This window comes from Cupriavidus sp. H19C3 (assembly GCF_049393815.1).
Lineage (GTDB): Bacteria > Pseudomonadota > Gammaproteobacteria > Burkholderiales > Burkholderiaceae > Cupriavidus.
The window spans coordinates 2399412-2422427 of sequence record NZ_CP184985.1 but is presented as its reverse complement, the minus strand read 5'-3'; the positions used below and the strand labels follow the sequence as shown (position 1 = coordinate 2422427).

At 67.3% G+C, this 23016-nt stretch carries 20 protein-coding genes; 10 read left to right on the top strand and 10 right to left on the bottom strand.

Annotated features, from left to right (window positions below; genetic code table 11):
* Window positions 1–6 precede the first annotated feature (6 nt).
* Genes DFLDMN_RS11240 through DFLDMN_RS11220 form a run of 5 tightly spaced genes read left to right on the top strand, consistent with a single transcriptional unit; the run spans window position 7 to window position 5581 of the window.
* On the top strand, window positions 7–921 hold the full coding sequence (locus DFLDMN_RS11240; protein WP_423195042.1) for a branched-chain amino acid ABC transporter permease: 915 nt from the start codon (window positions 7–9) through the stop codon (window positions 919–921).
* A 19-nt stretch (window positions 922–940) separates the two neighbouring features.
* Window positions 941–2017 carry a branched-chain amino acid ABC transporter permease gene (locus tag DFLDMN_RS11235; RefSeq protein WP_423195041.1) on the top strand — a complete coding sequence of 359 codons (1077 nt, stop codon included), beginning with the start codon at window positions 941–943 and terminating at the stop codon, window positions 2015–2017.
* A gap of 34 nt (window positions 2018–2051) precedes the next feature.
* The gene (locus DFLDMN_RS11230; protein WP_423195040.1) at window positions 2052–3389 is read left to right on the top strand and encodes an ABC transporter substrate-binding protein; all 1338 of its coding nucleotides are present in this window, start codon (window positions 2052–2054) and stop codon (window positions 3387–3389) included.
* A 57-nt stretch (window positions 3390–3446) separates the two neighbouring features.
* Complete coding sequence (locus DFLDMN_RS11225) at window positions 3447–4256, top strand: ABC transporter ATP-binding protein (protein ID WP_423195039.1); 810 nt, start codon at window positions 3447–3449, stop codon at window positions 4254–4256.
* Window positions 4257–4267: 11 nt separating this feature from the next.
* A complete protein-coding gene (locus tag DFLDMN_RS11220) occupies window positions 4268–5581 on the top strand; it encodes a phenylacetate--CoA ligase family protein (RefSeq protein ID WP_423195038.1) in 1314 nt (437 codons plus the stop codon).
* Here the strand turns inward: DFLDMN_RS11220 and DFLDMN_RS11215 are convergent.
* From DFLDMN_RS11215 to DFLDMN_RS11185, 7 genes are all read right to left on the bottom strand, one after another.
* The gene (locus DFLDMN_RS11215) at window positions 5578–6141 is read right to left on the bottom strand and encodes a YbaN family protein (protein WP_423195037.1); all 564 of its coding nucleotides are present in this window, start codon (window positions 6139–6141) and stop codon (window positions 5578–5580) included. The two genes, DFLDMN_RS11220 and DFLDMN_RS11215, sit on opposite strands and share 4 nt — an antisense overlap.
* Window positions 6107–7084, bottom strand: coding sequence for an NAD(P)H-dependent flavin oxidoreductase (locus DFLDMN_RS11210; protein ID WP_423195036.1), 978 nt, complete (start codon window positions 7082–7084; stop codon window positions 6107–6109). Before DFLDMN_RS11210 ends, DFLDMN_RS11215 begins: the two co-directional genes overlap by 35 nt.
* Before the next feature lie 255 nt (window positions 7085–7339).
* The gene (locus tag DFLDMN_RS11205; protein WP_423195035.1) at window positions 7340–8533 is read right to left on the bottom strand and encodes a class I SAM-dependent rRNA methyltransferase; all 1194 of its coding nucleotides are present in this window, start codon (window positions 8531–8533) and stop codon (window positions 7340–7342) included.
* On the bottom strand, window positions 8533–8853 hold the full coding sequence (locus DFLDMN_RS11200; protein ID WP_423195034.1) for a DUF493 family protein: 321 nt from the start codon (window positions 8851–8853) through the stop codon (window positions 8533–8535). The genes DFLDMN_RS11205 and DFLDMN_RS11200 overlap by 1 nt, the downstream gene beginning before the upstream one ends.
* 37 nt (window positions 8854–8890) lie before the next feature.
* Window positions 8891–10087 carry a D-alanyl-D-alanine carboxypeptidase family protein gene (locus DFLDMN_RS11195; protein ID WP_423195033.1) on the bottom strand — a complete coding sequence of 399 codons (1197 nt, stop codon included), beginning with the start codon at window positions 10085–10087 and terminating at the stop codon, window positions 8891–8893.
* 47 nt (window positions 10088–10134) lie between these two features.
* Window positions 10135–10779 (bottom strand): alpha/beta hydrolase, encoded by a 645-nt coding sequence (locus DFLDMN_RS11190; protein ID WP_423195032.1) that lies wholly within the window; start codon window positions 10777–10779, stop codon window positions 10135–10137.
* A 199-nt stretch (window positions 10780–10978) separates the two neighbouring features.
* Window positions 10979–11296: a (2Fe-2S) ferredoxin domain-containing protein gene (locus DFLDMN_RS11185; protein ID WP_423195031.1), complete on the bottom strand. Its 318-nt coding sequence runs from the start codon at window positions 11294–11296 to the stop codon at window positions 10979–10981.
* 603 nt (window positions 11297–11899) lie between these two features.
* On the opposite strand from DFLDMN_RS11185, the gene DFLDMN_RS11180 reads away from it, so the two are divergent.
* The 4 genes from DFLDMN_RS11180 (at window position 11900) to cmdF (ending at window position 18495) form a co-directional block, all read left to right on the top strand.
* Window positions 11900–13195, top strand: coding sequence for a dicarboxylate/amino acid:cation symporter (locus DFLDMN_RS11180; RefSeq protein ID WP_423195030.1), 1296 nt, complete (start codon window positions 11900–11902; stop codon window positions 13193–13195).
* A gap of 127 nt (window positions 13196–13322) precedes the next feature.
* A complete protein-coding gene (locus tag DFLDMN_RS11175; RefSeq protein WP_423195029.1) occupies window positions 13323–15329 on the top strand; it encodes a sensor histidine kinase in 2007 nt (668 codons plus the stop codon).
* A 58-nt stretch (window positions 15330–15387) separates the two neighbouring features.
* Window positions 15388–16707: a sigma-54-dependent transcriptional regulator gene (locus DFLDMN_RS11170; protein ID WP_423195028.1), complete on the top strand. Its 1320-nt coding sequence runs from the start codon at window positions 15388–15390 to the stop codon at window positions 16705–16707.
* 168 nt (window positions 16708–16875) lie between these two features.
* Complete coding sequence (cmdF, locus tag DFLDMN_RS11165; protein ID WP_423195027.1) at window positions 16876–18495, top strand: tyrosine 2,3-aminomutase; 1620 nt, start codon at window positions 16876–16878, stop codon at window positions 18493–18495.
* Between the two features lie 19 nt (window positions 18496–18514).
* Here cmdF and DFLDMN_RS11160 read toward each other — a convergent pair whose 3' ends face one another.
* From DFLDMN_RS11160 to DFLDMN_RS11150, 3 genes are all read right to left on the bottom strand, one after another.
* Window positions 18515–20725: an ATP-dependent helicase gene (locus tag DFLDMN_RS11160; protein ID WP_423195026.1), complete on the bottom strand. Its 2211-nt coding sequence runs from the start codon at window positions 20723–20725 to the stop codon at window positions 18515–18517.
* A gap of 149 nt (window positions 20726–20874) precedes the next feature.
* Entirely contained in the window at window positions 20875–21411 is a 537-nt protein-coding gene (locus tag DFLDMN_RS11155; RefSeq protein WP_423195025.1) for a TlpA disulfide reductase family protein, read from the bottom strand.
* Window positions 21412–21676: 265 nt separating this feature from the next.
* A complete protein-coding gene (locus tag DFLDMN_RS11150; RefSeq protein WP_423195024.1) occupies window positions 21677–22186 on the bottom strand; it encodes a thioredoxin fold domain-containing protein in 510 nt (169 codons plus the stop codon).
* Between the two features lie 153 nt (window positions 22187–22339).
* Between DFLDMN_RS11150 and DFLDMN_RS11145 the strand changes: the two genes are divergently transcribed.
* Window positions 22340–22993 carry a hypothetical protein gene (locus DFLDMN_RS11145; protein ID WP_423195023.1) on the top strand — a complete coding sequence of 218 codons (654 nt, stop codon included), beginning with the start codon at window positions 22340–22342 and terminating at the stop codon, window positions 22991–22993.
* Window positions 22994–23016: the final 23 nt, after the last annotated feature.

The following is a 23016-nucleotide window of genomic DNA, read 5'->3' as shown; positions in this document are numbered from 1 at the left end:
CGCACCATGACGTTCTTCCTTGAAATCCTGCTGGGCGGACTGCTGTCGGGACTGATGTACTCGCTGGTCGCGCTCGGCTTTGTGCTGATCTACAAGGCGTCCGGCGTCTTCAACTTCGCGCAGGGCGCGATGGTCTACTTTGCCGCGCTCGCGGTGGTAGGGCTGATGGACAAGGGCATGCCGATGTGGGCGGCCGTGATCGGCGCGTTCCTCGTGATGATCGTGGTGGGTATCGGTACCGAACGGCTGGTGCTGCGCAAGCTCGTCAACCAGCCGCCCATCACGCTGTTCATGGCCACCATCGGCCTCTCGTTCTTCCTGGAAGGGCTGGGGCCGCTGCTGTTCGGCAACGAGGTGCGGCCGATCAATCTGGGCATTGTCGACGAACCGATCGAGCCGATCCTCACGCATTTCAATATCGTGGTGTCCAAGTTCGATCTCGCTGCCGCCGCCATCGCCGCGCTGCTGGTGGCCACGCTCGCGCTGTTCTTCCAGTACACCAAGGTCGGGCGTGCGTTGCGCGCCGTGGCGGACGATCACCAGGCCGCGCTTTCGCTCGGCATTCCGCTCCAGCATATCTGGGCCATCGTGTGGGGCGTGGCCGGCTTTGTCGCGCTGGTGGCCGGCATGCTCTGGGGTTCGCGCAACGGCGTGCAGTTCGCGCTGACCATGACGGCGCTCAAGGCGCTGCCGGTGCTGATCCTGGGCGGCTTTACCTCGGTGCCAGGTGCGATTGTCGGCGGGCTGATCATCGGCGCCTCGGAGAAGCTGGCCGAGATCTACATTCCTCCGGTGTTCCAGTCCGTGTTCGGCGGCAACTTCGGCGGCATCGAAGGCTGGTTCCCCTACGTCTTTGCCTTGCTGTTCCTCCTGGTGCGCCCCGAGGGACTGTTTGGCGAAAAACACATCGACCGCGTCTGAGCGCCCAGGAGCCGCAGCCATGTTCTATCGCGAAGCCGGCCAGTTCAAGACCTCGTACGTCGCGGACAGCCAGATCTTTCCCATCCGCCAGGACCGCATCGGCGTGGCCGTGCTGCTCGCGGTGGCGTTTATCGCGGTACCGCTCACCGGCACCGAATACTGGTTGAGCGCCATTCTCACGCCGTTCCTGATCTTTGCACTGGCGGCGCTCGGGCTCAATATCCTCACCGGCTACGCGGGACAGCTCTCGCTGGGCACTGCCGCGTTCATGGCGGTGGGCGCATATGCGGCCTACAACTTCCAGCTGCGCGTCGAGGGACTGCCGGTGCTGCTGACGTTCCTGCTGGCGGGCCTGTCGGCGGCGCTGGTCGGGGTGGCATTCGGGCTGCCGTCGCTGCGCATCAAGGGCTTCTACCTCGCGGTGGCCACGCTGGCCGCGCAGTTCTTCGTGGTGTGGGCACTGACCAAGTTTCCCTGGTTCTCCAACAACAGCTCGTCCGGCGTGATCACGGCCCAGCGGCTCGACCTGTTCGGGCTGCCGATCGACACGCCGGTGCGGAAATACCTGTTCGTGCTAGGCGTGGTGACGGTGCTCGCGCTGGTGGCCAAGAACCTGGTGCGTTCCGCCACCGGCCGCGCGTGGATGGCGGTGCGCGACATGGATGTGGCGGCCGAGGTGATCGGCATTCCGCTGATGCGCACCAAGCTGCTGGCCTTCGCGGTGAGTTCGTTCTATTGCGGCGTGGCGGGCGCGCTCTATGCGTTCTGCTATCTCGGCTCGGTGGAGCCCGACGGCTTTTCGCTGGACCTGTCGTTCCGCGTGCTGTTCATGATCATCATCGGCGGCGTCGGCAGCATCCTGGGCTCGTTCCTCGGCGCGGCGTTCATCCTGCTGCTGCCGATCCTGCTCGACAACGTGCTGCCGCCGCTGGCCACGCTGCTGCACCTGCCGTTCACCAATGCCACCGTGTCGCATATCCAGCTGATGGTGTTCGGCGGGCTGATCGTGTTTTTCCTGATCGTGGAGCCGCACGGTCTGGCGCGGCTGTGGCAGATCGGCAAGGAGAAGCTGAGACTGTGGCCGTTCCCGCATTGAGGTGAGGGGTAATTCTTATAACGAGGAGACCGTCATGACGTTCGAGATTCGCAGGATGTGGCACACCGCGCTGGTACTGGGTACCGCCGCGGCATTGCTGGCCCCCGCCGGGGCGGCGCTCGCGCAGGCCAACGAGCAGTTCGTCGGGCTGCCCAGCTATCGCGTGGGCCCCTATGGCGCCAACGGACAGTCGTGGTATGGCGGCTTTGTCGACTACCTCAATTACGTGAACCTCAAGGATGGCGGCGTCAATGGCGTCAAGCTGTCGTGGGAAGAGTGCGAGACCGAGTACAACAACGCCAAGGGCGTGGAGTGCTACGAGCGCCTGAAGGCCAGGAACGCCACCACCCGGGGCACCGCCTACCATTCGATGTCCACCGGCATTTCGTACGCGCTGGTCGACAAGACGGCGGCGGACAAGGTGCCGCTGGTGATGATGGGCTATGGCCGCACCGATGCGGTGGACGGCTCGGTGTTTCCGTACGCGTTCCCGCTGGTGACGACGTACCAGATGCAGGTGTCGGCCATCGTCAAGTACCTGCAGTCCAAGAGTGGCGGTTCGCTGGCCGGCAAGAAGATCGTCTACCTGTATCACGACTCCGCCTATGGCAAGGAGCCGATCGTTGCGCTGCAGGCCGAGTCCCGGCTCAACAAGTTCAACCTGGTCGAGATTCCGGTCGCGCATCCCGGTAACGAGCAGGGCGCGCAATGGCTCAAGATCCGCCAGGAGAACCCTGACTACGTGATTTTCTGGGGCTGGGGCGTGATGAACCAGACCGCGCTCAAGGCGGCGCAGAAGGTCGGCTTCTCGCGCGACAAGATGATTGGTTCGTGGTGGGCCGGCTCCGAGGAGGATACCGTTCCCGCCGGCGACGCCGCCAAGGGCTATATGAGCGCCACGTGGAATGTGGCGGGCAAGAACGTGCCGCTGATCGCCGATATCGACAAGGTGGTGTACGGCGCCGGCAAGGGCAATATGCAGGATCGCAACAAGGTTGGCTCGGTGCTCTACAACCGCGGCGTGTCGGCGGCGGTGGTCACGGTGGAAGCCATCCGCGTGGCGCAGGACAAGTTCGGCAAGGGCAAGGTCATGTCGGGCGAGCAGATGCGCTGGGCGTTCGAGAACCTCAACCTGACCAACGCACGCCTGCAGCAGCTCGGTGCCACCGGCCTGCTGCCCGAGATCAAGACCTCGTGCGAGAACCACGAGGGCTCGGGCAAGGTCAAGATCCAGCAGTGGGACGGCAGCAAGTGGGTGGTGGTGTCGGACTGGATCGAGGGCAACAAGAACCTGATCCACCCGCTGTTCAAGGCCACCGCGGCGCAGTACGCCAAGGAGAAGGGCATCACCCCGGGCTGCTCGAAGTATTGAGCCGGTACCGGGCCCGAGCGCCCTGACGTCGACCTGGAACCCGCACCCTAACGCGCCATGCTTACCGTCAACAATATCGAGGTCATCTACGACCACGTCATTCTCGTGCTCAAGGGCGTCTCGCTCGAGGTGCCCGAGGGCCGGATCGTGGCGCTGCTGGGTGCCAACGGCGCCGGCAAGACCACCACGCTCAAGGCGATATCGAACCTGCTGCATGCCGAACGCGGCGACGTCACCAAGGGTTCGATCTCGTACCGCGGCGACCGGGTCGACCAGCTCACGCCCAACGACCTCGTGCGCCGGGGCGTGATCCAGGTGATGGAAGGCCGTCACTGCTTTGCCCACCTGACCGTGGAGGAGAACCTGCTGACCGGCGCCTATACGCGCGGGCTGTCGCGTGCCGACACGCGCGACGAACTCGAGAAGATCTACGGCTACTTTCCGCGCCTGAAAACGCGGCGCAAGTCGCAGGCCGGCTACACCTCGGGCGGCGAGCAGCAGATGTGCGCGATCGGCCGGGCGATGATGGCCAAGCCCGCGATGATCCTGCTGGACGAGCCGTCGATGGGCCTGGCGCCGCAGATCGTCGAGGAGATCTTCGAGATCGTGCGCGATCTCAATTCGCGCGAGCGCGTGAGCTTTCTGCTGGCCGAGCAGAACACCATGGTCGCGCTGCGCTATGCCGACTATGGCTACATCCTGGAGAACGGCCGCGTGGTGATGGATGGCGATGCCGCGTCGCTGCGCACCAACGAGGACGTCAAGGAGTTCTATCTCGGCGTGGCCGCCAGCGATGCGGAAGGCGGCGCGCGCAAATCGTTCCGCGACGTCAAGAGCTACCGCCGCCGCAAGCGCTGGCTGGCATGAGGGAGTCCGCCATGTCGACCGCTACCTCCACATCCACCGCCGGGACTGCCGTCGACGCCCCTTCCGACGCATCGTTCGGCGCCCATTTCGACGCCCTGGAGACCCGCGCACCCGAGGTCCGCGAACACGCCCTGCTGGCCGCGCTGTCGCGGCAGGTGGCCCATGCGCGCAAGCATGCGCCGTACTTTGCCGACGTGCTGGCCGGCATCGATCCGCGCGCGGTGGACTCGCGCGCCGCGCTGGCCGCGCTACCGGTCACGCGCAAGTCGGAGCTGACCGCACGCCAGCGCGCCGTGCCGCCGCTCGGCGGCCTCAATGCCACCCCGGTGGGCGGCCTGCGGCACCTGTTCCAGTCGCCGGGCCCGATCCACGAACCCGATGGCCACGCCGGCGACTGGTGGCGCACGGCGCGGGCGATGTTCGCCGCCGGCTTCCGCAAGGGCGAGCTGGTCTACAACACGTTCTCGTATCACTTCACGCCGGCCGGCATGATGATGGAGACCGGCGCGCATCAGCTCGGCTGTTGCGTGTTCCCCGCCGGCGTGGGCCAGACCGAATCGCAGGTGCATGCACTGGCGGCGCTGCGGCCGTCGGCCTACACGGGAACCCCGTCGTTCCTCAAGCTGCTGCTCGAACGCGGCGAGGAAATGGGACTGCCGTGCGGCAGCCTGACCAAGGCGCTGGTCTCGGGCGAGGCCTGCCCGCCGCCGCTGCGCGCATGGCTGCAGGCGCGTGGCATTACCGCGCGCCAGATGTATGGCACGGCCGATGTCGGCCTGATCGCCTACGAGACCGAGGGCGGTGACGGTTGGGTGGTGGACGAAGGGGTACTCGTCGAGATCGTCGAGCCCGGCGGCACGCAGCCGATGCCCGCGGGCGAGACCGGCGAGGTGGTGGTGACCGTACTCGGCAATGGCGACTATCCGCTGATCCGCTTTGGCACCGGCGACCTGTCGGCCATCGTGGTGGATTCCGCGCAGCGGCCGAGCCCGTGCGGCCGTACCAATATCCGCCTCAAGGGCTGGCTCGGCCGTGCCGACCAGACCACCAAGGTCAAGGGCATGTTCGTGCATCCGGGCCAGGTGGCCGAGGTGGTACGGCGCCATCCCGAGATTCGCGCGGCACGGCTGGTGGTATCGGGCGCGGTCGGCGCCGACGTGATGACGCTGCATTGCGACGCCACGCATCATGACGATGCGCTGGCCACCGCCATCGGCACTTCCATGCGCGAGGTGCTGCGGTTGCGCGGCGAGGTGCGCTTTGTCGCGCCCGATTCGCTGCCGCAGGACGGCAAGTCGATCGAGGACGCGCGCCGCTACGACTAGGCGCGGCTGTCGTCGTGCGACGCCGTGGTGGCCGGGGCCGACGGTGTGGAAGGTGCGGAAGGTGCGGATGGTGCGGAAGGTGCGGAAGGTGCGGAGTGGGCGGACGGCGCGGCGGGCGCGGCGGGACGCGACGCGGACGGGTGGCGCGCCACCGGGCGCGTGGGCAGCCGCACCATCCAGATGCTGACACACAGCGCGCACGCGACCAGGGCAAGCGAGGCCAGCGGCCGCTCGCGCAGCAGCCAGGCCGTGGTGCCCATCGACACCCACATCATCGATAACGCCAGGATCTTGGCCCGCAGCGGAATCGCGCGGTACGTCTGCCAGTCGCGCACGAGCGGGCCAAAGCGTGGATGCGACAGCATCCAGGTGTGAAAGCGCTCGGAGCCGCGCGCAAAGCAGGCCGCCGCAAGCAGGATGAACGGCGTGGTCGGCAGCAAGGGCAGGAAGATGCCGATGATGCCGAGAATAAGGCTGATGGCGCCCAGGATGACCCAGAGCGCCCTGATGGTGCGGTGCGCGGGGCTACCGCGCGAGGGCCAACCGTTCTCTTGCGGCATCGTATTCGGTCTTCATGCGGGCGACGATCTCGCCCACGCTGGGGATGTCCCGGATCTGGCCCACGCCCTGGCCGGCGCCCCAGATGTCCTTCCAGGCCTTGGCCTTGGAACTGCCGCTCGAGAAGTCCATCTTGCTTTTGTCGGCCGCCGGCAGGTTGTCCGGATCGAGACCGGAATTCGCAATGCTCTCGCGAATGTAGTTACCGTGCACGCCCGTGAACAGATTGGTGTAGACGATGTCGGACGCGGCCGACTGCGTGATCGACTGCTTGTATTCGACGCTCGCATGCGCTTCCTGCGAGGCGATAAAGCGCGTGCCCACGTAGGCGAAGTCCGCGCCCATGGCCTGTGCGGCCAGCACCGCATCGCCGGTGGCGATGGCGCCCGACAGCGCGATCGGGCCGTCGAAGATCTTGCGTACCTCGCCCACCAGCGCGAACGGCGACAGCATGCCCGCATGGCCGCCGGCGCCGGCCGCCACCAGGATCAGGCCATCGACGCCGGCCTCGATCGCCTTCTCGGCATGGCGCAGGCTGATCACGTCATGCAGCACGATGCCGCCATAACTGTGCACGGCATCGATCATCTCCTTCACGGGCGCGCGCAGCGACGTGATGAAGATGGGCACCTTGTGTTCCACGCAGACCTTGACGTCGTGCTCCAGGCGCGCATTGGAGGCATGCACGATCTGGTTCACCGCGATCGGCCCCACCGGTTTGCCGGGGTTTGCCGCGCGGAACGCGGCGAGATCCTCCTGCATCTGCGTCAGCCATTCGCCGAGCAGTTCCGCCGGGCGCGCATTGAGCGCCGGAAACGAGCCGACGATACCGGCCTTGCACTGGGCCAGCACCAGCTCCGGATAGCTGACGATGAACATCGGCGAGGCAATGACCGGCAAGGTCAGGTGTTGCAGGATCGGTGGCAGGTGCTTGGCGGCGGGCATGGCGTCTCCTTTTAAAAGAACGATCGTTCGATTATAGGGAGTTTCGGGGTCGGACACGCTAGTGGGAGGAGTCTAGCAAGCGGCATGCGGTTTGACGCGCATAAAAAAATACCCCGCGAAACCGCGGGGCAATTACCACGAAGACTGATAAGAAGAGACGGTGGGGCACCTGCCAATGCCTTCACCGCGATACGAATCATAGTTCCTTTATATGACCGCCAGAAGACAGATTTGGCAATCTTTTGCCAATTCGTGTCATATTTTTTCCAATAGCAGTCCCTTGAGGTATTCGCCCTCGGGAAACGCGGCCGACATCGGGTGATCGGTGCCGGCCGACAGCCGGCGCAGGATGCGCGCATCGGCACGGGCGTCGGTGGCGGCGCCGGCCACGATCTTGTGGAACAGCTCCATGCCGATCGCGCCCGAGCACGAATACGTGAACAGCAGCCCGCCCGGTTGCAGCAGCTGCATGCCCACCAGGTTGATCTCCTTGTAGGCGCGCGCGGCCCGGTCGATATGCTGGGCGGACGGCGCGAACTTGGGCGGGTCCAGCACGATCAGGTCGAACTGCCGGCCTTGGGCGCGGAATTCGCGCAGCATCTTGAACACGTCCGCATCGAGCCACGTCGCGCGGGCTTCGTCAAAGCCATTCAGCCGCACATTGTTGGCCGCAATGCGCAGCGCCTCGCCCGAGGAGTCGATCGAGGTCACGGCGCTCGCGCCGCCCCGTAGCGCCGCGAGCGAGAAGCCGCCCGTGTAGCAGAAGCAGTTCAGCACCTCGCGGCCCTGCGCCAGGTCGCCCACCAGCTTGCGGTTGTCGCGCTGGTCCACGTAGAAGCCGGTCTTGTGGCCATTGCGCACGTCCACGTAATAGCGCACGCCGTGTTCCGTCACCGACAGCTCGGGATCGGGCTCGGCGCCGGCCAGCACGCCGGTCACCAGCGGCAGGCCTTCGCGCTCGCGCACGGCGGCGTCGGAGCGCTCGTACACGTTGGGGCAGCCGGTCTCCTTGACCAGCGCCTGCACGATCGCCGTCTTCCATTGCTCCACGCCGGCCGAGTTGAACTGGCAGACCAGCTGGCCGCGCTCGCCGCTGCCGTAGTAATCGACGATCAGGCCCGGCAGGCGATCCGATTCGCCAAACACGAGGCGCACCGCGTCGGTATCGCGTACCCATTGGCGACGATGTGCCAGGGCGGCCGCCACGCGGCGCTTGATCAGCGCGTGGTCGACCGGCTCGTTCTCGTCGAAGGTCCACACGCGTGCGCGGATCTGCGATTCGGGACTGTACGCGCCGCGCGCGAGAAAGCGCCCGTCCGCGGCCCGGATGGTCACCGTGGCGCCCGGTTCGCAACGGCCGCTGGTGCCGTCGATGCCGGAAGCATAGACCCACGGGTGGCGCCGGAGCAGGGACTTCTCCTTGCCCGGCTTGAGCGTGATCACATTCACTACAGCACCACCTTCACCATCGGATGCGAGCTGAGCGCGCGGTAGAGGTCGTCGAGCTGTTCGCGGCTGGTGGCCCGCACCGTCACGGTCAGGCCCAGGTAGTTGCCGTTGCGAGACGGGCGCATTTCCATCTTGCCGGCGTGGAATTCCGGATCGAAGCCCTGCACCACGATCACGATGGCTTCGGCAAAGCCGTCCTGCATCGCGCCCATGACCTTGATGGGAAAGTCGCTCGGATACTCGATCAGGGACTCGCGCGGCGTCACGCCTGCGTCCGCCGGATTGCCGGGGACCTGCTCGTCTTTCGGGTCGTTGCTCATGCTGTCTGTCCTTGCTTGTGCCTGGTTGCCCGCGTGCTTACTTGCGCTTGAACCAGAGACGGATGGTGTCCCACAGGCGGCCGAAGAAACCGGCCTCCGGCACTTCCTCCAGCGCCACCACCGGGAATTCGCCGACCTTGGTGGTACCGTCCATCAGCTTGACGGTGCCCACCTGCTGGCCCGCCGCGATCGGCGCCACCAGCAGTTCCTGGCGCTCCAGCACGGGCTTCAGGCGTCCGCCGGTGCCCTTGGGCACGGTCACGAAGGTCTCGTTGGCCACGCCGATCTTGATCGTGTTGCTGCGGCCCTTGTAGATGTCCGGCGTCGCCAGCACCTGGCCCTTGTCGTACAGGCGCAGCGTGTCGAAGAACTGGAAGCCGTAGTTGAGGATCTTCAGGCTTTCGGCGGTGCGGATCTGCTCGCTGGCGGTACCGATCACGATCGAGACCAGGCGGCGCGAGCCGTTCGGCACGTTGGCGAGCGGGCGCTTGGCCGACGAGATCAGGCAGTAGCCGGCGGACTTGGTGTGGCCGGTCTTCACGCCGTCGACGGTCGGGTCGATGTACAGCAGCCGGTTGCGGTTGGGCTGCCTGATCTTGTTATAGGTGAACTCCTTCTGCGAGTACATCGAGTAGTACTCGGGAAAGTCCTGGATCAGGCGCGTGGTCAGCGTGGCGAGGTCGACCGCGGTGGTGTAGTGGTCCGGGTCGGGAATGCCGTCGGTATTGGTGAAATGCGTGCCCTTCATGCCCATGCGCTGGGCTTCGTCGTTCATCATCTTGACGAAGCCAGCCTCGGAGCCGCCCACGGCTTCGGCCAGCGCCAGCGCCGCATCGTTGCCGGACTGCACGATCAGGCCCAGCAGCAGGTCCTGCACGCTCACCGGCTTGTTGGGCTCGATGAACATGCGCGACTCGTCGCTCTTCACCTTGGTCACCAGCGTGGTCGGCACCACGGTCTGCTCGAGCGTGAGGCGCTTCTCCTTGAGCGCGGCAAAGGCCAGGTATGCCGTCATCAGCTTGGTCAGCGAGGCCGGCTCGATGCGCATGTCGGCATTCTGCGAGGCAAGCGCCTGGCCGCTGGTCACGTCGTAGAGCATCCACGACTTGGCGGCAACCTGCGGCATCGGCACCACGCCCTGCGCGAGCGCGGTCAGCGGCGCGGTGGCCAGCGTGGCCGCCATGGCGACGGCGGCGGCGATGGGAGCGAAGTGCGGCATGGCTCTGTTCTGCATGTTGTCTTGTATCCGGCTAAAGAAGAGGAAGTCGCGGGACGGAGAACTCACCGGTCCCACGCGTTGACCACGAGCTGCTTGATCAGATGCAGCTTGCGGTGGAAGAAATGGTCGGCGCCCGGGATCACGATCACGGGCAGTTCCTGCGGGCGCGCCCAGTCGAACACGCTGGCGAGCGGCACGGTGTCGTCGAGCTCGCCGTGGATGACGATGGTGTCGGCCGGCACCTCGCACACTTCCCAGCGGCTTGCGGCGGTACCGACCAGCACCAGGCGCTGGGCCGGCGTGCCGGCCTCGGCCAGGCGCCGCGCCACATGCGTGGTCACGAAGCTGCCGAACGAGAAGCCGCCCAGCGCCAGCGGCAGCGTGGCGACGTCGGGCGACCACGCGGTCTGGTGCCGCATCCAGTCGATCACGGCCAGCTGGTCGTCCTGTTCGCCGATGCCCTTGTCATGCTCGCCGGCGGTACCGCCCACGCCGCGGAAATTGGGCCGCACGGCGGCGTAGCCGAGTGCCACGAAGGTGCGCGCCAGCGTCTGCGCCACCTTGTTGTCCTTGGTGCCGGCAAACAGCGGATGCGGATGCGAGACCAGCGCGAGGCCACGCACGGGGGCGTTCTGCGGGAGGTCGACGGAGATATCGATGGCACCGACGGGGCCGGCGATCGAAAGTACCTGGGTGTGCGCGTTCATGGTGGCGGCAGGATGGAGTGCGTCTGGACGGCTCGGGGAACGACTACGGCGATGGGGACGGCAATAACGGCGGGTGCGGCAACGTGGTCAACGCGGTACGGCAACGCGGTACGGCAACGGGGTACGGCAACGCGGTACGGCAACTATCCCGGCGCCGGCCCCGACATCAATGTCCAGGCCCGCCGCCGGCGCCTGCGCGTCAGCGATCGATCATCAGCCGTTCGACCGGTTTGCCGTGCACGAGATGGCTGTCGATGATCTCGTCGATGTCCTGCTCGTCGACGAACGTGTACCAGACGGCCTCGGGGTAGACCACCAGCACCGGTCCAAGTTCACAGCGGTCCAGGCAGCCGGCCTTGTTGATCCGCACGCGGCCTTCGCCCGAGATGCCGAGCGCCTTGCAGCGCTTCTTGGCGTACTCCTGCATCGCCTGGGCATTGTGCGCGGCGCAGCAGGCCCGGCCGTCGTCGCGCTGGTTGAGGCAGAAGAAGACGTGGTGTTGGTAGTAGCTGCTCATGCGAGTGATGGAGATCGGGGCGGTGTGCCAGACGCCAGCGCCGCGGCCGCGGCCGCGCCGGACAGCGCCAGATGGCTATGACGTTGCGGGCATCCGGTGCAACCTTGGGATTATACGTGCACGCAAGCCCCGTTCCCCCCCCGGTTCTGCCCACGTTCGCCGTGGCTGGCCCCGGGTGGGGCCCTCCTTGGGCCCTCCTTGGGCCCTCGTTAGGCCCGTGTCGGGCGCGGGTACGCCGCCGGGTTCGCCCCGGGCTGCTGCCCCGCTACCCGGCCCGGATTTCCGGAAAGCGCCGCCGGCATGCCGCGCCGAAGGTCGCGCGTGTGACGTCACCTGCGCCCGCAGGGCCGCCGGAGGTGACCTGGGCCACGCCCATGCGTCCGGAACTCTGGAGTCCGCCCGTCCGGATTTCCGGAATCCCGGAGCCTTCCGGCGGCCGCGATTCCGGTCTTTCAATCAAATCAAGGCCTTATCCGACCCACCAGGTCTGGCACGGCGGTTGCAAATCGTTACACAGACGCGTCGCAAGGCCTTGAGGCGCGCGCAAATCGGGCGCCCCCAAACCAGGCACCCGTCACGGTCACAATACCGAGGACGACAATCATGAGGAAACCCTTTTACAAGATCCTGTACGTGCAGGTGCTGTTCGCGATCATCGTCGGCATCGTGCTGGGCCATTACTGGCCGAGCACCGGTGTCGAGATGAAACCGCTCGGCGATGCATTCATCAAGCTGATCAAGATGATCATCGGGCCGATCATCTTCTGTACCGTGGTGTCCGGCATTGCCGGCATGCGGGATATGAAGAAGGTAGGCCGCGTGGGCGGCAAGGCACTGCTCTATTTCGAGATCGTGTCGACCTTTGCCCTGCTGATCGGCCTGTTTGCGGCGCACCTGCTCAAGCCGGGCGTCGGCTTCAATATCGATCCCGCCACGCTCGACACCAAGTCGATCTCGCAATACGTGTCGAAGGCACACGGCGCGAGCACGGTCGAATTCCTGATGCACATCATCCCGGACACGATCTTCAGCGCGTTCGCGCAGGGTGAAATCCTGCAGATCCTGCTGGTGTCGCTGCTGTTCGGTTCGGCTCTCGCGGTGGTCGGCGACCGGGCGCGCGTGATCCACGAGATGGTGGATCAGGTGTCGAAGGTGTTCTTCCATATCGTCCACGTGATCACCAAGGTGGCACCGCTGGGCGCGTTCGGCGCGATGGCCTTCACCATCGGCAAGTACGGCCTGGCCTCGCTGATCCCGCTGCTCAAGCTGATCGGCACGTTCTACTTCACGGCGATCGTGTTCGTGCTGGTCGTGCTGGGCTCCATCGCCCGCGCCACCGGCTTCTCGATCGTGCGCTTTATCTCGTACATCAAGGAAGAGCTGCTGATCGTGCTGGGGACGAGCTCGTCCGAAGCCGCGCTGCCGCACCTGATGGAAAAGATGGAACGCCTCGGCTGCTCCAAGTCGGTGGTGGGCCTGGTGGTGCCGACCGGATACTCGTTCAACCTGGACGGTACCAACATCTACATGACGCTGGCCGTGCTGTTTATCGCGCAGGCCACCGGCATCGAGCTGTCGATCCTGCAGCAGCTGACCATCCTCGCGGTGGCGATGCTCACGTCCAAGGGCGCGAGCGGGGTGACCGGCTCGGGCTTCATCACGCTGGCGGCAACGCTGGCCGTGGTGCCCGATATTCCGGTGGCGGGCATGGTGCTGATCCTGGGCATCGACCGCTTCATGAGCGAATGCCGCGCGCTGACCAATATCATCGGCAATGGCGTGGCAACCGTGGTGGTGTCGGGCTGGGAACGCGAGCTCGACCGGGCGCGCCTGAGTCGCGTGCTGCGTGGCGAAGATGACACCGTCGGGCTCGCCGACGCCGGTCAAGGCGCACGCTGACGTGTCGCACGGGGCGCGCGGCGTGCCATTGGGCAGCGCGCCGGGCCACCCGCCGGACGACACCGCATCTCCCGCTGGCGCCCGCCGCCAGCGGGTATCATCGGCGCGAGATCCCCTGCGCGCGCCGATGCCTCATTCCGACGACTTCCTGGCTGTCCACGACCCTGCCGCCTCCCGCGTCGCGCACGCGCCGGATGGACCGGGCGCCATGTCGCGCTGGTGGGGCTTTGCCGCCGTGCTGGCGGCCGGCCTGCTGGTGCTGTGCGCGCTGACCTGGATGTTGTCGGTGCAGCGCGGCATTGCCGGCCTGCAGCAGTCCACCGCGACCCGCGCCGACCGCTATGCGGCCACGCTGGAAAGCACCCTCGACCGCTATGAGTTCCTGCCCGCGCTGGTATCGCTGCATCCGTTCGTACGCGGCCTGCTGCATGCGCCGGACGATCGCGCGCGCATCGATGCCGCCAACGACTACCTGACCGACGTCAATCGCCGTGCCCACGCCTCGGCTACCTACGTGATCGCCGCCAACGGCATCGCGCTGGCGGCCAGCAACCATGGCGAGCCGGGCAGCTTTGTCGGCACTGACTACCGTTTTCGCCCGTATTTCCAGATGGCCTCGCGCGGCGAGATGGGCCGCTTCTACGCCATCGGCGTGACCAGCGACGAGCCCGGCTACTACATCGCGCAGCCCGTGATGGAGGGCGGCAAGGTAATCGGCGTGACGGTCGTCAAGCTCAACCTCGAGTGGTTCCAGCGCGCCGGCGGCGGCAGTGCCGAGCCGCTGATGGTCAGCGACGACCATGGCGTGATCTTCCTGTCCTCGGTGCCGGCGTGGCAGTACCGCACGTTGCGGCCGCTGCCGCCGGCGCTGCAGTCGGAGCTGCACAAGACCCGCCAGTACCACGACAAGGACGTGACGCCGCTGCCGCTGGAGCCGCTGACGTCGCCCATCACCCACTGGCTCGCCGACACCACGCTGGTCGATGGCGCGCGGCTGGTGCGGGTCGGGGCCGACGGTGCCAACCGCGTCGAGGCCCCGGACGGCATCGATGGCGAGACCGGCCGCCTTGAAGACAACCCCGACGACCGCGGCGGCCGCTTTCTCGAAATCAGCCGCAGCGTCGGCCCGGCCGGCTGGACCATGCAGGTGATGGCGCCGCTGGAGCCGGTGCTCGCCAACGCGCGCAACGCCACCATCGGCGCGGCGCTCGCCTATGCCTGCGTGTGCCTGCTGCTGGTCAACCTGCGCCAGCGCCGCCAGCGCGCGCGCGACATGCAGTACAGCCGCCGCCTGCTGGAAGCCGCCTACGACGAGCTGGAGCGGCGCGTGGAAGCGCGGACCGCGGACCTGATGGCGATCAACGAGCAGCTCGAGGCCGAAGTGGCCGAGCGCACGCGCGCCGAGAAGGAATTGCGCTCGACCCAGGACGAACTCGTGCAGGCCAGCAAGCTTGCCGCGCTGGGGCAGATGGCGGCTGGCATCACGCACGAACTCAACCAGCCGCTCGCCGCGCTGCGTACGTTTTCCGATAACACGCGCGTGCTGCTGGAGCGCGGCCAGCTCGATGCCGCCACCGGCAACCTGGCGGCGATTGCCGATCTGACCGAGCGCATGGGCAAGATCACCGGGCAGCTCAAGCTGTTTGCCGGCAAGGCGCGCCCGCGCCGCCATGCGGTGCGCGTGCGTGCGGCCATCGACCACGTGCTGGCGCTGATGGCGCCGCGCACCGGCGGCACCGCGATCGAGGTGCAGGGCCTGGCCGATCCCGGCATCGCGGTGTGGGCCGATGAACTCAAGCTCGAACAGGTACTGCTGAACCTGATCGGCAATGCACTCGATGCCATCGCGGCGGCGCAGGTGGCCGGACGCATCGTGGTGAACGTCGGCGCCGACGAGCACGCCGTGACGGTCACGGTGCGCGACAATGGCGGGGGCATCGCGCCCGAGGCCTTGCCGCGGCTGTTCGAACCGTTCTTCACGACCAAGGAGATCGGCCAGGGACTCGGGCTGGGGCTGGCGATCTCGTCGTCGATCGTGCGCGAGTTCGCCGGACAGCTGGCGGCGCGCAATACCGGCGACGGCGCAGAGTTCGTGGTGACCTTGCAGCGGGCCCGCCAGCCCGTCGATGCCTGATACTCCCGCGGACATCCCACAGACACAGACACAGAACAGCGAAGGCAGGAAGGAAACGATGCAAGACGGTATGCGGGTGCTCTTCGTCGAGGATGAACCGCTGGTGCGGCAGGCCACCGCGCAGAGCCTGGAGCTGGCCGGTTTTTCGGTACTGGCGCTGCCGTCGGCCGAGGCCGCCATGCCGCACCTGTCGCCGGTGTTCCCGGGCGTGCTGGTCACCGATGTGCGGCTGTCCGGCGCGAGCGGGCTCGACCTGCTCCATCATTGCCGCAACGTGGCGCCCGGTGTGCCGGTCATCCTGGTGACCGGCCATGGCGATATCACCATGGCCGTGCAGGCCATGCGCGAAGGCGCGTACGACTTTATCGAGAAGCCGTTCGGCGCCGACCGCCTGACCGACACCGTGCGCCGCGCGCTGGAGCGGCGCGCGCTGGAGCTCGAAAACCTTGCGCTGCGGCGCGAACTGGCCGGACCCGCCGCGGGCACGCGCATCATCGGCCGCTCGCCGGCCATCGAGCACGTGCGCGCGCTGGTGGCCAATGTGGCGGCCACCGACGTGCCGGTGATGATCAACGGCGAGACCGGCACCGGCAAGGAACTGGTCGCGCGCAGCCTGCATGCGCTGTCGACGCGTGCCGACGCGCCCTTTATCGCGCTCAATTGCGGCGCGGTGCCGGAAGCCATCTTCGAGAGCGAGATGTTCGGCCACGAGGCCGGCGCCTTCACCGGCGCGGGCAAGCGCCGGGTCGGCAAGCTCGAACACGCGTCGGGCGGCACGCTGTTTCTGGACGAAATCGAATCGATGCCGCTGGCGCTGCAGGTCAAGCTGCTGCGCGTGCTGCAGGAAGGTACGCTCGAGCGGCTCGGCTCCAACACCTCGGTCAAGATCGACGTGCGCATCGTCGCCGCGGCCAAGGGCGATATGGAGGCGCTGGTGGCGCAGGGCGCGTTCCGCCAGGATCTGCTATATCGCCTCAATGTGGTGACCATTCCGCTGCCGCCGCTGCGCGAACGGCGCGAGGACATCGTGCCGCTGTTCGAACACTTCACGCTGGTGGCCGCCGTGCGCTACCAGCGCCCCGCGCCAATGCTCTCGGAAATGCAGCGCCAGGCACTGATGCAGCGGCCGTGGCCCGGCAACGTGCGCGAACTGCGCAATGCGGCCGAGCGCCTGGTCCTCGGTGTGCCCGAGGGCGGCCAGGCCAGGCCGGAGGCTCACGACGAATCGACCCCGCTGCGCGAGCGCATGGAACACTACGAGCGCGCGGTCATCGCCGACGTGCTGGCGCGCACCGGCGGCGCGGTCAGCCAGGCGGCCGACCTGCTCCAGGTGGGCAAGGCCACGCTGTACGACAAGATCAAGCGGTACGGGCTGTAGGGCAGCTTTTTCCTGTCCCGTCCCCGCTCCTGCTGTACATCTGCAACGGGAGAGGGGCGTTTTCGCGTGACCTCCGCCGATTGGCTGCGCACCAACCTTGCTACACTGGCCCCCTTTTTCCCGCGGCCTGGCCCTGCGCCAGACCCTACGCCAGAGCCCACGCCAGCCATGTCCGCCGTCACCCCCACCGCCACCGCCACCGTCGCCGAGATCGACGGCCATCACCTGACCCCCGCCGCCGTCGCCGCCGTGGCGCTCGGCCAACGCAGCGCGCAGGTGCCTGGCGCCGTGCTCGACAAGGTCGGCGAAGCCCGCGCCCGCTTCGAGCAGGTGGTGGCGGCCAATGTGCCGATCTACGGGGTCTCCACCGGCTTTGGCGAACTCGTGCACAACTGGGTCGATATCGAGCACGGCCGCGCGCTGCAGGAAAACCTGCTGCGCAGCCACTGTGCCGGCGTGGGCCCGCTGTTCTCGCGCGACGAAGTGCGCGCGATGATGGTGGCGCGCGCCAATGCGCTCTCGCGCGGATATTCGGCGGTGCGGCCGCTCGTGATCGAGCAGTTGCTGCGTTATCTGGAGGCCGGCATCACGCCCGCCGTGCCGCAGATCGGTTCGCTTGGCGCCAGCGGCGATCTGGCACCGCTGTCGCATGTGGCCATCACGCTGATCGGCGAGGGCAAGGTCCTGACCGCCGACGGCGGCACGGCGCCCACCGCCGACGTCTTGCGCGAGCATGGCATCGCGCCGATCACGCTGTCGTACAAGGAAGGGCTCGCGCTGATCAACGGCACCTCGGCCATGACCGGCGTGTCGTGCCTGTTGCTGGAGCGCCTGCGCGCGCAGGTCACGCAGGCCGAGATCATCGCCGCGCTGGCGGTGGAAGGACTGTCGGCCTCGGCGGACGCGTTCATGACGCATGGCCACGATATCGCCAAGCCGCACCCGGGCCAGATCCGCTCCGCCGCCAACCTGCGCGCGCTGCTCGCCGACTCCGGGCGCCTGGCCGGGCACGGCGAACTGTCGGCCGAGATGAAAACGCGCGCCGGCGAGGAGAAGAACACCGGTACCGGCGTGTTTATCCAGAAGGCCTATACGTTGCGCTGCATTCCGCAGGTGCTGGGGGCCGTGCGCGATACGCTCGACCACTGCACCACGGTGGTCGCGCGCGAACTCAACTCGTCCAATGACAATCCGCTGTTCTTCGACGATGGCGCGCTGTTCCACGGCGGCAACTTCCATGGCCAGCAGGTGGCCTTTGCCATGGACTTCCTGGCCATCGCCGCCACGCAGCTCGGCGTGCTGTCGGAACGCCGTCTGAACCGCCTGCTGAGCCCACACCTGAACAACCAGTTGCCCGCGTTCCTGGCGGCCGCCAACGAAGGCCTGTCGTGCGGGTTTGCCGGCGCGCAGTATCCGGCCACGGCGCTGATCGCCGAGAACCGCACCATCTGCAGCCCCGCCAGCATCCAGAGCGTGCCGTCCAACGGCGACAACCAGGATGTGGTCAGCATGGGACTGATCGCGGCGCGCAATGCGCGGCGCATTCTCGACAACAACCAGTACATCCTCGCGCTCGAACTGATGGCAGGGTGCCAGGCGGCCGAACTGGCCGGTGCCGTGGAGCAGCTGTCACCGGCGGGCCGCGCCGTGTTCGCGTTCGTGCGCAAGCACGTGGCGTTCCTGGCGATGGATCGCTATATGACCGACGATATCGAGACGCTTGCGGCGCTGCTGCGCGAGGGGGCGCTGGTCGAGGCCGTGCGCGCCGCCGGGATCGAGCTGGCCTGAACGCGAGCGCGGCGCGCGGCTACTTCCACATGCCGCGCATGCGGCTGGCGAGGTCGATCTGCGGCAGCGGCGCCTTGGCCGGTGCATCGCCGGGCATCGGCGGCGGCGGCCATGCGCGACTGTAGAAGTTGGGCATCACCCGATTCGGCAGAAAGCGCGTGCGCGACGCGTAGACGTGCCGGTCGCCAAAGCCGGCCTGCTGGTGCACATAGAAGCGTTGCGGCACCACGATATCGAGATGATCCTTCGCGCGCGTCATCGCCACGTACAACAGGCGGCGCTCTTCCTCGATTTCCTCGGTAGTCCCGGTCGCCAGATCGGACGGCATGCAGCCGTCCACCGCATTGAGCACGTACACGGCCTTCCATTCCTGCCCCTTGGCCGAATGGATGGTCGACAGGATCAGGTAATCCTCGTCGCGCAACGGCACGCCCGACTCGTCGCTCGACGCGCTGGGCGGATCGAGCGTGAGTTCGGTCAGGAAGCGTTCGCGCGAGGCATAGGTCGCGGCGATGCGCTCGAGCTGCTGCAGATCGGCCTGGCGCGCGGCCGCGTCGTCGTGGATGCGGTCCAGGTGCGGCAGATACCAGGCCACGGCCGCCTCGAACTCGGACGGCCAGGGCGAGGCCGGCGCCATCAACGCCTGGGCCAGCCCGAGCAGATCTGCCCATGCCGGCACGGCGGCCGGCGGCGGCTCGAACGCATGCAACGCGTCGAGTGGCGCCATCGCGCCTTCCAGTCCATCGAGTACGCGCGCGGCGGTCTTCGGGCCGATGCCCGGCAGCAACTGCAACGTGCGGAAGCCGGCCATGCGGTCGCGCGGATTCTCCAGCCAGCGCAATACCGCCATCACGTCCTTGACGTGCGTCGATTCCAGAAACTTCAGGCCGCCGAACTTCACGAACGGAATATTGCGGCGGGCCAGCTCGATCTCCACCTGGGCGCTGTGGTCGGCGGCGCGGAACAGCACGGCCTGCGCCATCAGCGCCAGCCCCGCTTCGCGGCGCGCGAGCACCTGCTCCACCACAAAGCGCGCCTGGTCGGCTTCATCGTTGACCACCACCACGCCCGGCTTCTCGGCCGACTCGCGCTCGGACCACAGGTCCTTGGTGAAGCGCTCGGCCGCGAGGCCGATCACGGCATTGGCCGCGGCGAGGATCGGCTGCGTCGAGCGATAGTTCTGCGAGAGCGTGACGTGGTGCGCGCGCGGGCTGAAGTGCGCGGGGAAATCGAGGATATTGCGCACGGTGGCGCCGCGGAATGCATAGATCGACTGCGCGTCGTCACCCACCACGGTCAGGCCGCGGCCGTCGGGCTTGAGGGCCAGCAGGATCGATGCCTGCAGCGCGTTGGTGTCCTGGTATTCGTCCACCAGCACGTGGTCGAAGCGCGCGCCCATGTCCTGTGCCAGCGCGGGCTCCTGGAGCGATTGCGCCCAGTAGAGCAGCAGGTCGTCGTAGTCGAGTACCTGCTGTTTCTGCTTGGCTTCCACATAACCGGCAAACAGGCCCTTGAGCGCGTCCGCCCACATCGCATAGCGCGGAAACTGGGTCTTCAGCACCACCTCCAGCGGCAACTGCGTGTTGACCACGCGCGAATAGATCGCCAGGCAGGTTTCCTTGCGCGGAAAGCGCGAGGTCTGCTCCGAGAGCCCCAGGTCGTGCCGAACCACGTGCATCAGGTCGGCGGCGTCGCCGCGGTCGCTGATGGTGAACGACGGCGACAGGCCGAGCGTCTCGGCATACTCGCGCAGCAGTCGCGCGCCAATTGCGTGGAAGGTGCCGGACCATTGCAGCGCGGCGCGGCCGGCACCGCTGTGCGTGCCCAGGGCCTGGTCGACGATGCGTTCGACGCGCCGGCCCATTTCCGCGGCCGCGCGGCGCGAGAAGGTCAGCAGCAGGATGCGGCGTGGATCGGCGCCGCCCAGCACCAGGTGTGCGACCCGATGGGCGAGCGTATTGGTCTTGCCAGACCCCGCGCCGGCGATGATCAGCAGCGGCGCATCGCCGGCGTGCTCGACGGCGGCCCGCTGTTCCGGGTTGAGCCGGGCGAGATAGGCAGGCGCGTCGTCGACGCCACGGCTGGCACCGGTGCCGGGTGCGACATCCGCGGCGCCATCGGTGGTGACATCGGTGGTGACACCGGTGGTGACATCGGTGGTGACATCGGCGGTGACAGGGTTGGCGACCGCCGGATCGGCGGCAGTGCCGGGAGCGAGATCGAGGGACACGGGCAGGGCGGCGAAAATTCTGGCGCCCACTGTATAGGCATACAGCGTCCGCGCGCAAGCAAGGTGCGGCCGCACAACAAAAAAGGTGCCGCATGGGCACCTTTTCCGAGGTTTTTTCCGCTCCTGGCGGTGGTCAGGGTCCGGTGGGATCAGGCCGCCAGCGCACCGTCGAGCAGCTTGTGGAGCGCATCCCACTCCGGCTCGCCCACATAACGCTTGAGGATCTTGCCGTCCTTGCCAATCACGAACGTGGTCGGGGTCAGCTGGACGTTGCCGAACGCCTTGGCCGCGGTGCCGTCGGAATCCATGGCCACCTTGAACGGCAGTTCGCGCGTCCTGGCGTAGTTCATCACGTACATCGGCGGGTCGTAGTCCATGGCCACCGCCACAAACTCCAGGCCCTTGTCCTTGTACTGCTGGTACGTGCGGACCATTTCCGGCATTTCCTTCACGCACGTCGTGCAGCTGGTGGCCCAGAAATTGAGGATATAGACCTTGCCCTTGAGGTCGGTCGTGCTGACCTTGTCGCCGGACAGCAGCGTGAACGTGGCCGGCGGGGCCGCGTTGGCCGGCGACATGGCGCGGTAGCCGAACCAGCCGAGCACGGCGAGGATGACCACGGCGGCGAGGATGACCGGCAGACGCCGGCCGCTGGCGCCGGTCGAGGGGGGAGCGGAAGTCGACATGGTGATGCAGTTCCGAGAGGGGGAAGGGCCGATGGAGGCGGCCCGTAACGCGCTTATTCTACTGCCGCCGGCTGTGGCGTGGGGCGCGCCGCCCGTGCGCTGCCCGCATGCGGCAATTTGCCGCAATGACACGGGCATACGCTGCAAATGGGGTGGGAACTGTCATGGGAGCGCGGTGGGAGCGCGGTGGGAACGGCACGCCGGTCCGCGCGACGAGCTGCCAGATGCGGAGTGCCACGGGCTCCGGCAGACGCATGCCGCTGCTTCAGCGCGCCGCGGCGATTTTCTCGCGCGCCGCGTCCAGCGCCTGTTCCAGGTAGGCGCCGTAGAAGTCGGGCTGCATGCCAAGCAGCGGCTTGACCACGCTGCGGCCGCTGCGGTCGAGGAACAGCACGGTGGGTGCCATGGTGACGTTATGCGCGCGGGCCCAGGCGCGCGCGGTGGTCATGCTGCCGTCGACATCGCGCAAGGGGGTGTCGGCGGTCATATCCACCTCATGCACGGTCATCTCGCCGGCCGCTGCCTGCGGCGCGAGATAGTTGCGGCGCACGGTCTCGCAGTAGCTGCAGCCCGGCAGGCTGACCAGGACCACGAGCGGCCCACCCGTCCTGGCGGCGGCAGCGGTCTGGGCCGGCAGGTCGGTCATGGGCGGCAGATGGCCGGCCGGCGAGGCGGCAAGCACGGCGCCCGCGGCTGGCCAGGCGGCAGTGCCGGCGGCCAGCGCGCGGAACCAGTGCGTGGGCTGGAGCGTGGGCCGGAGCATGAACCGGAGCATGAACCGGAGCTTCGGGGGGCGGCAGACAGGCATGGGCGTCGGGCGGAATGGAAAGCGGCGATTTCATCTGCGCAAGCAGCGGCGCAGGCGTTCCCGGATAATAGCGACTTGCGCCATCCGGCGCTGCTCGCTTCCGCACCAAACATCGACGGCATGCCAACCACGCACCGCCTCCGTCCCGTGGCCCCGACCGCCAGGACCGGCCGCACCGCCAGGACCGCCCACGTCACGAGGATCGCCCTCACCGCGGCGAGGCTGGCGCTTGCCGCGCTCCTCCCGGCGTTCCTTGCCGCCTGTTCGCCGCGCTATGACTGGCGTACCACGCTGTCCAGCGAAGGGGCCTACGCGGCGCTCTATCCCGGCAAGCCGACCAGCGCCGCGCGCGAGGTGGCAATCGCCGGGCGCAAGCTGCCGATGACCATGGAAGCCGCGCGCATCGACGACACGCTGTTCGCGGTAGGCGTGGTCACGCTGCCAGAGGACGACGCGGCACTGCGCAAGGAGGCGCTGGCGTCGATGCAGTCCGGACTGATGGCCAATCTCGGCACCCACCCGGACGCGCCCGTACGCACGCGCACGGTGACGATCATGTCGGCTGGCCAGCCGGCGGTCGCGCTCGACGCGGTCGAGGTCCAGGTGGCCGGCATCTCGCCGCAGGACCAGTCGCCGCGCCGCCTGACCGCGCGGCTGGTGGCGTCGGGCAGGCATGTGTACCAGGCCGTGGTGCTGGAAGCCGGCGATGCCGCGCGCGACCTGCGCCAGGCCGAGCAGGTCGAGCAGTTCCTGACCGGCTTTCACCCGTATTGAGTCAATCGAATCTTCATAGAGGA

Coding starts and splice junctions, on each gene's coding strand:
- DFLDMN_RS11240 (WP_423195042.1), top strand. CDS start 7: ATGACGTTCTTCCTTGAAATCCTGCTGGGCGGACTGCTGTCGGGACTG.
- DFLDMN_RS11235 (WP_423195041.1), top strand. CDS start 941: ATGTTCTATCGCGAAGCCGGCCAGTTCAAGACCTCGTACGTCGCGGAC.
- DFLDMN_RS11230 (WP_423195040.1), top strand. CDS start 2,052: ATGACGTTCGAGATTCGCAGGATGTGGCACACCGCGCTGGTACTGGGT.
- DFLDMN_RS11225 (WP_423195039.1), top strand. CDS start 3,447: ATGCTTACCGTCAACAATATCGAGGTCATCTACGACCACGTCATTCTC.
- DFLDMN_RS11220 (WP_423195038.1), top strand. CDS start 4,268: ATGTCGACCGCTACCTCCACATCCACCGCCGGGACTGCCGTCGACGCC.
- DFLDMN_RS11215 (WP_423195037.1), bottom strand. CDS start 6,141: ATGCCGCAAGAGAACGGTTGGCCCTCGCGCGGTAGCCCCGCGCACCGC.
- DFLDMN_RS11210 (WP_423195036.1), bottom strand. CDS start 7,084: ATGCCCGCCGCCAAGCACCTGCCACCGATCCTGCAACACCTGACCTTG.
- DFLDMN_RS11200 (WP_423195034.1), bottom strand. CDS start 8,853: ATGAGCAACGACCCGAAAGACGAGCAGGTCCCCGGCAATCCGGCGGAC.
- DFLDMN_RS11195 (WP_423195033.1), bottom strand. CDS start 10,087: ATGCAGAACAGAGCCATGCCGCACTTCGCTCCCATCGCCGCCGCCGTC.
- DFLDMN_RS11190 (WP_423195032.1), bottom strand. CDS start 10,779: ATGAACGCGCACACCCAGGTACTTTCGATCGCCGGCCCCGTCGGTGCC.
- DFLDMN_RS11185 (WP_423195031.1), bottom strand. CDS start 11,296: ATGAGCAGCTACTACCAACACCACGTCTTCTTCTGCCTCAACCAGCGC.
- DFLDMN_RS11180 (WP_423195030.1), top strand. CDS start 11,900: ATGAGGAAACCCTTTTACAAGATCCTGTACGTGCAGGTGCTGTTCGCG.
- DFLDMN_RS11175 (WP_423195029.1), top strand. CDS start 13,323: ATGCCTCATTCCGACGACTTCCTGGCTGTCCACGACCCTGCCGCCTCC.
- DFLDMN_RS11170 (WP_423195028.1), top strand. CDS start 15,388: ATGCAAGACGGTATGCGGGTGCTCTTCGTCGAGGATGAACCGCTGGTG.
- cmdF (WP_423195027.1), top strand. CDS start 16,876: ATGTCCGCCGTCACCCCCACCGCCACCGCCACCGTCGCCGAGATCGAC.
- DFLDMN_RS11155 (WP_423195025.1), bottom strand. CDS start 21,411: ATGTCGACTTCCGCTCCCCCCTCGACCGGCGCCAGCGGCCGGCGTCTG.
- DFLDMN_RS11150 (WP_423195024.1), bottom strand. CDS start 22,186: ATGCTCCGGTTCATGCTCCGGCCCACGCTCCAGCCCACGCACTGGTTC.
- DFLDMN_RS11145 (WP_423195023.1), top strand. CDS start 22,340: ATGCCAACCACGCACCGCCTCCGTCCCGTGGCCCCGACCGCCAGGACC.